Here is a 12,231-nt window from a genome sequence, read left to right as displayed (position 1 = left end):
GGAAAGGGGAAAGGGAACCAATTGTAACAATTCGCTACAGACGCAAGAGCGTTTCTGCATTGTCGAAGATTTTACTTATGTAGTTTAACCGCTCATCTGGTTTTAAATCGGGAAATGCCCTTGCCAGTACCATCTCTTGATCAGTGCCATCCCCTGCTCATATATGCTACCGTCTGGCCACTCCACTGAAACCATCGGCAGTACCTTCGAGTCTTTCAGGAATCTTTAGGTCAGCTTGGTAACTCTGGGTGGCAACCGTCTGATATGTGGCGCGAGTTGAGGGTCGATGATTTCTGTCGGTGAGCAGCATCTAAAACTTGTATAATCCTACTATAGGTACATCCCAGCTTCTGTTTGAAAATGCTATTGTCTAGCATGACAGAGTTTAGAGAGCTGCCTTTATGGATTCACCTGTGGTACTGATCAATGTCTTCTCTGTTCCTCAAGGTTTGGAAGATGAGTTTCTTCGCAAATGGAATCAGACTGCTCAGTTGATGAAAAATGAACCAGGGTTTATCGATACAAAGTTACATCGCAGTCTTGACCCAACAGAGAGATTTCAATTTATTAATATTGCAAAATGGTCTAGTAAAGAAGCGTGGCAATCGGCATTCTCTAAACGTATTTCTCAAAATGAGATTTTTGAACAACAATTACCTGTTGAAGCTAATCCCGCACTCTATCAAATTGAAGCAGAGTACTAATCTCAAAATAGAATTTAGAGGAGCTGTAATTCAGCTATGATTACTGAAAATGATGATTCACTCGATGCAGTGAATGAACTAGTGAGAAAAATCTCTATTAAAGAAACTCAGCTAAAAATAGCTCAAGAATCGAATCTTATTCAGACTGCTGAAGCGTTAGAAAATCAACTATCCCAATTACAACAAGAATTGGGAGATAATTCAGACACACAATTGCAGTCACTGATGAGCTTGTGAAATGCTTACGGCGGTAACTGAGCTTCTTATACTGAGAGCAGTTGAAGTATATATAAGCGTGGGCTACGCCTACGCTAAAATATAATGCCTGTATTTTGAAATAGTGGCAGTTGAATGGCTTGGGTTTGTTTAGCGTTATCAAGATTAGACAACGAAATCCCCAGCAACCTAATACTGCGGTTTTCCATATCAATCGACTCAAACAGTGTTTTGGCTATCTCAAAAATCGTAGAGAGTTCACTAATGGGAGCAAGCATTGTCTTACTGCGGGTTAGCTGCTGATAGTCAGAGAACTTAACTTGGTAGGGTCGAGGTGTGCATTACTGCATCACCCCTCCCATTCGGAACCGTGCTTGCGATTTTCACCGCACACGGCTACTCAGTGTGTTATCCATTTGTCAAGTCGGACTCCCTCACCTTTTGACCTATGAAATTAGGAATATCATATATCCACTCCCAGTTAGATTTATTCCAAAATTGAGAAAGTTTCTCGCGGAATTTTGAGTGGTCTTTTTTCCGAATTTCTATTAAGTCAAGTGCGGTCTTTTCGTCGTGACAGTGCCGATGTAATAATTGCAGATTTTTGTACTCATCCTTGCCGCCAATGGCTCTGGGGATGATGTGGTCTACTTCTAAAACATCCCATTCTTGGAAGCTTAAGCTGCACCAAGGACATTTACCCAATTGTAGCTTAAGTAACTTAGCCTTACGATTAGGCATTTGGGGGTGTATCCCTAGTCTTTTACTCCAGTAAACTGTGTCGCCATCGTAGGGGCTTTTATCGCTTTTAACTTTTACATAATCAGTGCTACTGCATTCAAACTGACTGTGTTTTAATAACCGGAGGGGGTTCGCTGTCCCCTCCCTGGTTGCGAATACCCAGTTATCACCATCTATGGAAGTCCAGTATTTATCTGAACCTGCTTTTGCTGTTCCACATCGGCGTTTTGCCCATCGTCGAAGTTTCAGGTATGTGAGGTAATCTTGTTTAGATAATTCTCCAACGTTTTTGACATCGGATTTTGTGTAGAAAGAAGTCCATCCCCTTATGACAGGGTTAAGGTCTTTTATGAGAACTGCTTGGGGAGTTGACCTATGTTTTTTGATGATCTTTCCGATTTCCTCAGTATGAGCCTTACTTGCCTTCGCGGATGGGGTGATGAGTGTGTTAAAACCTAATATTGTACCTTTTGAGTTTATATTGCTCCGGTATTTCCCGGCAGGGTATTGTCGGATGTGATGACCCAAAAAGTCGAATCCGGCTTTACCATCCTCGCTTAATTCCGGTAGGAATGTGTGAGTTAGCCTGGTTTTTTCAGGTTTTAATTCAAGTCCTATACCAGCTAACCATTCCGAGATAATTTCTCGACATCTTTGGACAACGGCTTTATCTTTGTGGAGAACCACAAAATCATCTGCGTACCTTATAAATCCAAGATTATCGCGGTTCTCCCGCTTTCTTCCAGGTAATGTTTCGGCATATTTTATCAGGTGATTTTCTAAACCGTGGAGGGCTATGTTTGCCAATAGTGGAGAGATGACCCCACCTTGCGGCGTACCCTCAAATGTGGCAGTAAATGCTCCTTTGTCTATCACCCCGGATTTTAACCAGGCTTTAATTTGTTGCCTGACTTTGCCCAAGATGTTCAACTTTTGGAGCAGTGCTTCATGGTTGATGCGGTCAAAACATTTGGCTATATCCGCGTCTAACACGTATTTAGCCTTGCCTTGAATACAGTTTTTAATTTGTTTTATCGCATCGCGGCATGACCTTCCGGGTCTAAAGCCATAGGAGTTTGGTTCAAAAATTGCCTCCCATTCTGGCTCAAGCGCAGCTTTTACTACGGCTTGTAGTGCGCGGTCGTACATTGTCGGCACAATATAATAAGACTGCACATAACCTCAAGTCACTTTTGGGAAGTTGTGTCACCATCACCAATCCCATTCATCCACTGTATGGTCAGTCCGTTGTAGTACGGCAAATCCGCAAAGTAGGGATTGAGATGAAAGTAACTGTGGAAAGTCCATTGGGAGGATTTTTATCTCTACCAGCAACGGAAACTGACCTATGGACACAACAAGTTTTCACAACCCAAAGAGTTGAGAAGTTTTTACCTGAAAAACTACTGCGATTGAGTGAATGGGTAGCAGCGCGATCGCAAATTATAACGTCCGAATCTTCTTGTGTTCTTGATGATATTGAAGTCGAACACAAGAAAAAAAATGAGAAAAAAGCATCTACTAGCAACCGCTCAAGCCAAAAACTCAGAAAGGCTAAATCGCCTCATAAAGCTAACAGCAAGGTTAGTGGACAAAATCCTCTCCACTCAACAGACACAGAACGCGATAACTAGGAGTGAACCAGATGAATAATAAAATTAGTTCAACCCATCTGGAACGCCGTGCTGTTGTGTATTTAAGACAGTCAACACCCACGCAGGTAGAATTTAACCGTGAAAGTACTGAAAGACAATATGCTCTAGCCGACCGTGCATTAACCTTGGGTTGGGACAAGAGTCAAATATCCGTATTGGATAGTGACCTTGGTAAAAGTGGTCAAACTACAACCGGACGCGAAGATTTTCATCGACTAATCGCTGCTGTTGGTTTAGGGGAGGTAGGGGCTGTTTTGGCTCTGGAAGCCTCAAGATTTTCTCGTTCCCAAGCAGATTGGCATAAGCTTTTAGATATCTGTGCCCTTACAGATACCTTGGTTATCGACCACGACGGAATTTATGACCCAAATGATTTTAACGACCGAGTGATACTGGGGTTTAAAGGAACTTGGAGCCACACAGAACTACACGGTATGCGTCTACGCTTACAAGGAGCCAAACTCAACAAGGCGAAAAAAGGAGAACTGCGCTGCTCTCCACCTACTGGCTATGTCTACGACCCAGAAGGAAAATTGGTGCTAGACCCAGATGAAGGTGTAGTTGCCGCAATACAGTTAGCCTTTCAAAAGTTCCGCGAATTTAGAACGGCGTTTAAGGTGATGCGCTACTTTTGTGTGAACCAAATTCCTTTCCCAAGAAGACGTTGGCGACCTGGGGATATTGGTACACTTCATTGGGGGCCAGCCAATCTTAGCCGTATAACTGCCCTACTGCGTAATCCTACTTATACAGGAACCTATGTGTATGGTAGACGACGCAGTCTTAACGTGATTGAGAATGGACAAATAACCAAGGTAAAAACCCAACTACTACCCCAACAGGAGTGGAAAGTGGTAATTCACAACACTCACGAGGCTTATATTAGTTGGTCAGAGTATGAATCTAATTGTGAGCAACTCAGACGCAATTGCCCAATTTTTATGTCTGATGGATGTCCAGGAACACCAAGGGAAGGCTTTGCTCTTCTTCAAGGTTTAGTAATTTGTGGTAAATGCGGTCGAAAAATGAGTCCTCGCTACCACGGTAATGGTGGTTGTAGAGCAGCTTATGAATGTACCCAAGCTCGTAAACTTGATGGTAGCGTCGGTGCTTGCTGGAGCGTTGCGGGAGCCGCAATTGATACAGCCGTTACGACTCATGTGCTGTCAGCTTTTACGGACGAGCAACTAGACATTTCCCTTGCAGTGCTATCTGAGCTTGAAAATCAAGCACATGAGGCAGATAAAACATGGCAACTAAGACTTGAAAGGGCACATTACGAAGCTGACAGAGCTTTTCGTCAATATGATGCTACCGAGCCAGAGAATCGTTTAGTCGCACGTACACTAGAAAGGCGCTGGAATGAAAAACTACAACAGCTAGCGGAATTAGAAGAGGCATACCAAAAAGCCCATCAAGTAGAAAGGCTGGAATTAACAGCAGGGCAACGGCAACAAATTTTACAGTTAGCCAACGATATTCCCACACTTTGGCACGCCAGTACTACGACTAACCTTGAGCGTAAACAAATACTAGGGTTGTTAGTAAAACAAGTTGCTATCACCCCAATAGATACTCCAGAACGCTCTACTCGTATCCAAATACTCTGGCATACAGGAGTTACAAGCGAATTGATTGCGACACGCCCAACAAATGCAGAAAAATTCCGAACACCCAAGCAAATAATTCAGCTCATTGACGAATTAACTCCAGGTCGAACTGATACCGAAATTGCCGCAGAACTGAATCGTCGGGGTTTAGTGAATGCTACTGGGCGAGCTTTTACCAAAAAAGGTATAGCATGGATTCGTTGGAAATTTGGTATTGATAAGCCTTTAAGTGATCCAAATGTTGCCAAATCAGGGATCAGTCCGCAAGGTTACTATTCCACCAGTGCTCTTGCTGTAAAACTGGGTGTTGGAATTCATACCATTCATTACTGGCGAGAAAAAGGAATTATTCAGGGTTTCCAAGAAACTCCCAAAAGCCCTTGGTGGCATATAGTTACACCCGAAGTTTTAGAGACTTTACGTGAAAAAATCCGCCGTGTGCCAGTTAAATCTGAATAATACCAGTTTGATAGTGAGCTGAAAACAATAGCTTGAATACTGTTAACCCCTTTGAGTAATTTTCTACTCCAGGGGTTTTACTGTATATCGGGTGAGGGCTTTTTGATAAATTTTTCACCATCAAAATGCCAAGCAATTCCATCTGGATCATGAACAGAAGTCCATTGCCCAAAATTGGGAGTATTCTTCTTATGACGAAGGGTGCTGGGAGAAACATTTAGTCTTCTGGCTAAAGCTGCACCAGTCAGGTGAGATAGAATTTGCAGGGAATTTTGACTTTCGTCTAGCTCTAGTGAGCTATCTTGTAAGTCATTAAGTAGCTCACTATTGCCCGATGATACTTTGGGATGATTATTTTCTGCGGACAGTGGTAGACCATCAAGTGAGTCAGTAAGTGATTCACTATTGACCGATTCCAGTGAGTCTCTTGATGGTAGCTCACTTAGTAACTCATTATGGGGAGGCGTGTTCTCCTCAACTAATGTATAGTTTAAGATAGATTCGGCAGTTGGCGTGACCAATAGTGACTCATTTGATAGCTCACTGTCGGCGGATACGGTTTCAGTAATAGATGACTTCAATAATTCAGTGTCAACATCTGCTCCAGTTATTTGTAGCTCACTTCTAGATATACTCTCGGAGGTAACTACAGCTTCGTTTGTCAAGTCAAGGATTATGTTGGGTAATTCGTTTGGTAGCTCACTTAATGCCTCGTAGTTATCAGGTTGATGCAGACATTCGTTGTGCGATAAGTCTTCACCAGATGCTTGACAAGTATACTGACTTATTGCCTGCTTAAGTACCGCTACATCAGAAAGCAGACTACTTACCTTCACCTCTAAATCCTCAATTCGCTTTGGTGTACTTGATAGCTCACTTGGTAGCACATTGGGTATGCTACCGCATAGGTAAGTCTCCAGAATTGCCACGATAGCGGCAGAATCTGACTTTAATCCTTGAGAGCGCTTAAATTCAACTAACAGTTCATAGACTTTGGGTGGTGGGTAGGCCGCTATACGGGGATTTTTTGTTGCCATTGTTGGTAGACTTCCACAGTTGATACAACTCTAGCCTACCCTATGAGTAGCTCACTTATAGCTCACTCTTCACTAATGTTTTTCACATTAGCCAAGCTCCTCTCTTTGGAAGGCTCCCTTGTTGGCAAAAATCTGTGTCCAAAAAGAGAATACTCTAAACTACCCTATTGGTGACTCACTTGTAGCTCACTACCCTCAGTGGTAAGTTCACCTCTATTTCTGATTGCTTTGTTTTTCATGATCGCTTGTGAGAAAATCTGTACCCAATTGCAGGCTCATTGAGTGGAGAATAATCATAAAGGAGAGAATATCCCTAAACTTCATTGAATCAAGGTGCAATATGGATACACCGTCGGTATTCCTAGTGGGCGTTTTTCTTCTCTTCCTGGTTTTGGAATCCATACTCTACGGGTGGGTTTGGACTTTCCAGTTAGTTTTAATTGCCCTGCAAGTTCAAGACGTGCTTTTGGGGACAGTGATTTTAGTCCATCCACACCTGCCGTCTTTTTACCTTGGTTGTCCTGTGTAACCCGTCGTACCGCTAACACCCTGTTAGACCAAGACCTCATCAGCGTCTTTTGGAGTTTACGGCATTGCTTGACATCGCCACGGCGGGAAGCAGCGTAGATGCGTTTTTGCAACTTAAAAACATATCTTTCGGCTTGTCGCCAATTGATGTCTTTCCATCCCTCGGTATTCAGTTGTTCTGAATCCAAATTAGGCTTTTGCATTGCTACTGTTACCTCTAGTTTTCCCACACTGCGGCTCACGTCTGCTTATCCCGGCAATTACGCCATCCCTTTTTAAGGCATTACCCCGTTAATTCGGGTTAGGCATTTGCTTCTTGAGTCATCCTGCGCCTTCATGTCTTATGGCTGATACCTACCTGTTACCAATTTCAGGAGAGCATGAAGGGTTGTTTCGTTCCCAGTATCCATAATTGAGTCTTTAGGGCGTGTCTATCCACCGAGGTTGTGAGAGGTGCGCTATCGCGGTTCTGAAATCCTGATAGTCTCTACCTTTGTCGGATTTTCCCGTTCCAAGTAGGGTGGTTTATGCCACTAGCTTTATAACCCTTGGTACATTATGACGATGGTTCAGATGACACTTTGCTTGTTCTACCCATAGACTCTTGCTTGCAGTAGGTGCTTTCAGCAATTACCACTTATTTCTGCTTTCACCCCCGCTTTACACCTTTGATAATCAGTCTCGGATGTAGGGGCTACCATAATTCTGGTAGTTTGTGTGCTTTTAATCCCGCACCGGGACAGTAGGACTTGGTGTATTTTGATTGGGTTATAATTCAAGTTGGTAACTTCAATCTTTCCCTTTCTCTTCTAGCTTTCTTAGCTGTTGGCTCGGCTAGATTTCCACACCTACATGGATAGTGAGTTGTCATTGATTGAGGCTTAAAGTGCGAACTCCACCCTTTATGGGTTACTCAATCAAAGCCAGTCATCCCCCGATTACTCGGTTTAGACTGAACGAATCGCACTCAGGGTTAATGTGCGGACTCGCGTTTCATGCTGCTCCAACCGTTGCTCGACAAGAAAGGGCAATCTGTTCGAGTTCTTGCAACATCTGGCTGATATCGTTTAAGTCTTGTGAAAACGAGGTTTCTGCACCAATGGACTTGCGAACCCGATTTGCCTCAACTGGACGGTCATCTTCCGCCCTGGCAATTTTGTAGTAATAATGACCAGCTTTACCAAAGTGGTGTGTTAGCTCCAAGAGCGATCGCCCTTTCAAATCCGCCCCAGTATGAATGCCGAGCGAGTGCATCTTCGCCGCCGTAACTTCTCCAATGCCGTGAAACTTTTCAATCGGCAGTTTCTCTACAATTTATGATTCAATCTGGATATTTGAGAAATTTCTCACCACAATAGTACATTAGCACTAGAGATTTTGGGCTTTCATAAGCTTTTTCATTGAGAAAGTTTTTGTAACAATAACGTTACACTTGATTGAGTAGCATTTTGTCATCACGTTGCCAACGCACGGATTAAGAGGAAGCAAGGGCATGACTATTGGTGTTTGGGTTCTCGGAGATCAACTTTGGGCTGGGCAGTCAGCGCTAGAGAGTTGCCTACAACAACACCAACAGACTCCTGTGATTTTTATCGAATCTCTTGCCCATGCAGGGCAACTTCCTTATCACTTGCAAAAAGTGGTATTGGTCTGGTCAGCCATGCGTCACTTTGCTGCTGAATTGCGATCGCTTGGCTTCCCAGTAACATACGCTCAAAGCCAAGATTTCAATACACCTTTACTTCAATGGATTGAACAATACCAAATTACCGAACTGCGGGTGATGACTCCCACAGATCGCCCTTTTGCTAGATTAATTCAAAAGTTAAACTTGACAATTCAAGTCACTTTTACACCAAATAACCGTTTTATCTGGAGTGATCAGGAGTTCATTGACTGGGCAGGTGGACGCAAACGCCTAATCATGGAGGACTTTTACCGCCAGGGACGACAGAAGTTCAACATTCTCATGGACAGTAATCAACCTGTCGGTGGACGATGGAACTTTGACAAGCAGAATCGCAAACCACCCAAGGGCAAGCTGCCCTTACCCGAAGCTTTATGGTTTGAACCAGACTCGATTACACAAGATGTAATTAACTTCATTAAGCAATCTGAGGTATTTGATCAGAGTCGCTCTCACTGGCTCATTGAGCCATTTCGTTGGGGAGTAACGCGACAGCAAGCATTACTTGTACTTGAGTTTTTTATCAAAACACGTTTGTCTTCATTCGGGCCATACCAGGACGCGATGGTGACTGGCGAACAGACAATGTGGCACGCGATGCTTTCTCCCTATCTCAATATTGGATTGCTTCATCCCTTGGAAGTTGTTCAGGCGGCACAACTTGCATATTTAGACAACAGCAGCGACTGGGAGCTAAACAGCATTGAAGGCTTTATCCGTCAGGTGCTTGGCTGGCGAGAGTATATGCACGGTGTTTATGTTTACCTAGATGATGACTATTCAGAACGTAACTGGTTTAACCACACTCATCCACTACCTGCTTTTTATTGGACTGGCGATACACAGATGAATTGTCTGCACCAAATTCTAACTCAGGTTAAACAAATAGGTTATGCTCATCATATTCAACGGTTGATGGTGTTGAACAACTTTGCAATGATTGCAGGTATCTCCCCCCAAGAACTTGAAGACTGGTTTCATGCTGCTTTTATTGATGGCTACGATTGGGTAATGCAAACCAATGTCATTGGCATGGGGCAGTTTGCTGATGGTGGAATGATTGCATCTAAGCCTTATACTGCATCTGCTAACTACATCAACAACATGAGCGACTATTGTAAAAATTGTGCTTATAACCATCGCCAGCGCAGTACGGATAATGCTTGTCCTTTCAACTTTTTTTATTGGGACTTTCTGGCTCGTCATTATGACTCGCTAAAAGAGCAGCCACGTATGACTCAAATACTGCGTAACTTGGAACGCCTCTCTCCATCGGAACTTCAAAAAATCCGCTCTCTGGCTTCTAATTGGCACACCACACAAGCAGCAACCGTTGGACAAGGAAATGCCCAGTAGCCTGATGCTGCGGTTCTTCAGCAAGCGTGGCTCAAACTGTGCTTTGGCTATCTCAACTCAAAAATCGTAGAGAGTTGACTATTGATACTTTTTAACTGTCTGTTTATCCTATCTACTCAATATTCACAATATGAATACAGACCGATTGCAAGAACTTAAGCGAAAACTCACAAATGACGCAGACTTGTCGGATATCTGGCTATTTTACATGGATCATTTTGCGGATCATTCAGAATTTACTGATATGGGCGAACCTGCCGATAATGAATACCTAAATGCTGTTCTTCAAAAAACTTGTCAGCAGATGTTTGACAGTGCAATAAACATTAGTGATTTTTTGCTGATCTACATCGCTCCATATCATTTATTTCATGGAGCTTTCCTTTCTCGAAGGACGTATTGGGGGTGTGATTTATTTCGAGGATATCAAAATTGGGTTAATTGCAGTGTCGGCAGATTATCCCCCTACTGATGCGGTTAAGTATTCACGTTTTTCTGAGGTGATTCAACTGTCAGCACCGCAGGGCAACGAGCGCAATTGAGATTCACTCTTTAATGTATAGTTAAGGGAATCCCGTTATCTTTGGGTTGCAACTTGAGAATAAACGGAACAGCTTTCAATACCCAATCGGACACGGGTGTATAATTAGCAGCTTCTTCTCCAAAGCTAATAGAAAGCATATCTGTACGAATAATCCCTGGATTAAGGGGTATGGCTGCCATACCACTTGGCAATTCTTGTGCCAAAGAACGAGTTAATCCTTCGATTGCCCACTTAGAAGCACAATATGGTGCAACTTGGGCTGAAGTCGAACGTCCCCAGCCAGAACTAAAGTTAACAATAATACCCCGTTTGTTTTTCACCATTGCTGGTACGAAATGGCGAATTATATTCGCCACTCCTTTGATATTGATATCTATAAGATCAGAAAATTCTTCAGATGGTATTTCCCACAAAGGTGCTGGGTAATTAGTAATTGCCGCATTATTTATCACTATATCTGGCGGTGAATATTTTTGAAGTACGAAAGAGTGCCCATTTTTTTACAAATTGTTCATTCGCCACATCTACAGATGTGAAATCATTGGGCGTACTAAACTTTTGACGTATTTTATCGATAGCATCTGATGAACGGGCACAACCAATAACAGTATGTCCCTGTTCAATAAAACCCTCGGTCATTGCATAACCTAGACCTTTACTTATGCCTGTAATTAAGATGAGCTTACTCATATTTTTCTGTTATTCTTGCTCTGATTCAACAATTCGCGGGAAAAAATAACCACTACCTCTTGCTGTAATAATGAATTCTGGGTCGTTGGGGTCGGATTCTACCTTTGTTCGCAATCGTGAAATATGCACATCTACTACACGGGTGTCTGTATTCATCTCTGGTACAAAGCCCCACAATTGCTGTAATATTTCGACCCTTGAAAAGATCTTTCCCGAATGATTCACTAACAACTCTAATAAGCTAAATTCTATACCTGTCAACCGAATGCGTTGCTCATTTTTATGAACTTGCCGCTTATTAATATCGATTTTGAGATTGCCCACATGGATTATAAGAGAGTTAGAAATAGCATTGATATTGGTTTTGTGGAAACGCCGTTTTAATACACAGGCAATTCGAGCTTCTAGTTCTTTAGGGGAGAAAGGTTTTGTCATGTAGTCATCAGCACCAAGTTCTAGCCCAGTGATTCGGTCTGCTACATCTCCCAAAGCTGTGAGCATAATGATTGGTACATCTGACTCTTTCCGTAATTCTTGGCACACACCGTAGCCATCCAGCTTTGGCATCATTACATCCAGAACTATCAAATCAGGGGTCAACAAGCGAAAAGCTGACAACGCTTCTTCACCATCACTAGCTGTAACTACACTGTAGCCAATCATTTCTAGACGCGTCTGCAAAATTCGGCGGATGCTGGCTTCGTCATCTACTACTAAAATTGTGCCTTTTTCACCTGATAAGTTTCTCAACACTGTTCCTAATGAGCGAGAACTCTCAATCATCCATTATCTGTTTATTGGGAGTCAAAAACGCAATCACATTTTTGACCTACAGTCGTGATGAAGAAGCGATCGCCTAATACTTGCATCTGTGCAATAGATTATGCTGGGGCATCTACCCGAAAACAGATTTGTACTGAAAAAGATAAATTCTTACAATTTGGGACTCGTATTTTCCATAGTTTTGCAGTAGAGTGTTAATTCCGTGCAATTATTAATACCTA

Annotated in this window: 14 protein-coding genes and 1 pseudogene; 6 read left to right on the top strand and 9 right to left on the bottom strand. The window is 42.8% G+C overall.

Annotation, left to right across the window (positions count from 1 at the left end):
- Positions 1-166: 166 nt before the first annotated feature.
- Positions 167-310 carry a hypothetical protein gene (locus RMZ43_RS18235; protein WP_428850810.1) on the bottom strand — a complete coding sequence of 48 codons (144 nt, stop codon included), beginning with the start codon at positions 308-310 and terminating at the stop codon, positions 167-169.
- A gap of 91 nt (positions 311-401) precedes the next feature.
- Between RMZ43_RS18235 and RMZ43_RS18230 the strand changes: the two genes are divergently transcribed.
- Both RMZ43_RS18230 and RMZ43_RS18225 read left to right on the top strand, forming a co-directional pair.
- Positions 402-704: an antibiotic biosynthesis monooxygenase family protein gene (locus RMZ43_RS18230; RefSeq protein WP_335112365.1), complete on the top strand. Its 303-nt coding sequence runs from the start codon at positions 402-404 to the stop codon at positions 702-704.
- 36 nt (positions 705-740) lie between these two features.
- The gene (locus tag RMZ43_RS18225; protein WP_428850809.1) at positions 741-941 is read left to right on the top strand and encodes a hypothetical protein; all 201 of its coding nucleotides are present in this window, start codon (positions 741-743) and stop codon (positions 939-941) included.
- 74 nt (positions 942-1,015) lie between these two features.
- Here the strand turns inward: RMZ43_RS18225 and RMZ43_RS18220 are convergent.
- Together RMZ43_RS18220 and RMZ43_RS18215 are read right to left on the bottom strand one after the other, a co-directional pair.
- Positions 1,016-1,231 (bottom strand): annotated as a pseudogene (locus RMZ43_RS18220) (DNA polymerase IV); the annotation flags it as partial.
- Between the two features lie 97 nt (positions 1,232-1,328).
- The gene (locus RMZ43_RS18215; protein ID WP_428850893.1) at positions 1,329-2,810 is read right to left on the bottom strand and encodes a group II intron reverse transcriptase; all 1,482 of its coding nucleotides are present in this window, start codon (positions 2,808-2,810) and stop codon (positions 1,329-1,331) included.
- Between RMZ43_RS18215 and RMZ43_RS18210 the strand changes: the two genes are divergently transcribed.
- Entirely contained in the window at positions 2,810-3,295 is a 486-nt protein-coding gene (locus tag RMZ43_RS18210) for a hypothetical protein (protein WP_428850808.1), read from the top strand. The genes RMZ43_RS18215 and RMZ43_RS18210 overlap by 1 nt on opposite strands.
- Before the next feature lie 11 nt (positions 3,296-3,306).
- A complete protein-coding gene (locus tag RMZ43_RS18205; RefSeq protein WP_428850807.1) occupies positions 3,307-5,385 on the top strand; it encodes a recombinase family protein in 2,079 nt (692 codons plus the stop codon).
- Positions 5,386-5,462: 77 nt separating this feature from the next.
- Here the strand turns inward: RMZ43_RS18205 and RMZ43_RS18200 are convergent, their stop codons facing one another.
- The 3 genes from RMZ43_RS18200 to RMZ43_RS18190 all read right to left on the bottom strand — a co-directional run bounded on the left by RMZ43_RS18200 (position 5,463) and on the right by RMZ43_RS18190 (position 8,204).
- Complete coding sequence (locus tag RMZ43_RS18200; RefSeq protein ID WP_428850806.1) at positions 5,463-6,422, bottom strand: hypothetical protein; 960 nt, start codon at positions 6,420-6,422, stop codon at positions 5,463-5,465.
- Positions 6,423-6,742: 320 nt separating this feature from the next.
- A complete protein-coding gene (locus RMZ43_RS18195) occupies positions 6,743-7,192 on the bottom strand; it encodes a reverse transcriptase N-terminal domain-containing protein (protein ID WP_428850805.1) in 450 nt (149 codons plus the stop codon).
- A 751-nt stretch (positions 7,193-7,943) separates the two neighbouring features.
- Complete coding sequence (locus RMZ43_RS18190; protein WP_428850804.1) at positions 7,944-8,204, bottom strand: hypothetical protein; 261 nt, start codon at positions 8,202-8,204, stop codon at positions 7,944-7,946.
- A gap of 238 nt (positions 8,205-8,442) precedes the next feature.
- Here RMZ43_RS18190 and RMZ43_RS18185 point away from each other — a divergent pair, with 238 nt between their 5' ends.
- Positions 8,443-9,993: a cryptochrome/photolyase family protein gene (locus RMZ43_RS18185; protein WP_428850803.1), complete on the top strand. Its 1,551-nt coding sequence runs from the start codon at positions 8,443-8,445 to the stop codon at positions 9,991-9,993.
- 371 nt (positions 9,994-10,364) lie between these two features.
- Positions 10,365-10,535, top strand: coding sequence for a hypothetical protein (locus RMZ43_RS18180; RefSeq protein WP_428850802.1), 171 nt, complete (start codon positions 10,365-10,367; stop codon positions 10,533-10,535).
- A 10-nt stretch (positions 10,536-10,545) separates the two neighbouring features.
- Here the strand turns inward: RMZ43_RS18180 and RMZ43_RS18175 are convergent, their stop codons facing one another.
- From RMZ43_RS18175 to rpaB, 3 genes are read right to left on the bottom strand one after another with little or no spacing between them, the layout of a single operon-like run.
- Complete coding sequence (locus RMZ43_RS18175) at positions 10,546-10,989, bottom strand: SDR family oxidoreductase (protein ID WP_428850801.1); 444 nt, start codon at positions 10,987-10,989, stop codon at positions 10,546-10,548.
- Positions 10,979-11,227: an SDR family NAD(P)-dependent oxidoreductase gene (locus RMZ43_RS18170; protein WP_428850800.1), complete on the bottom strand. Its 249-nt coding sequence runs from the start codon at positions 11,225-11,227 to the stop codon at positions 10,979-10,981. The genes RMZ43_RS18175 and RMZ43_RS18170 overlap by 11 nt, the downstream gene beginning before the upstream one ends.
- Before the next feature lie 9 nt (positions 11,228-11,236).
- Entirely contained in the window at positions 11,237-12,010 is a 774-nt protein-coding gene (rpaB, locus tag RMZ43_RS18165; RefSeq protein WP_428850799.1) for a response regulator transcription factor RpaB, read from the bottom strand.
- Positions 12,011-12,231 lie beyond the last annotated feature (221 nt).

Origin of the sequence: Nostoc sp. CmiVER01 (assembly GCF_034531135.2) — a bacterium.
GTDB lineage: Bacteria > Cyanobacteriota > Cyanobacteriia > Cyanobacteriales > Nostocaceae > Nostoc.
Note: the sequence above shows the minus strand (reverse complement) of the source record. Positions and strands in the feature narration are given on the sequence as shown.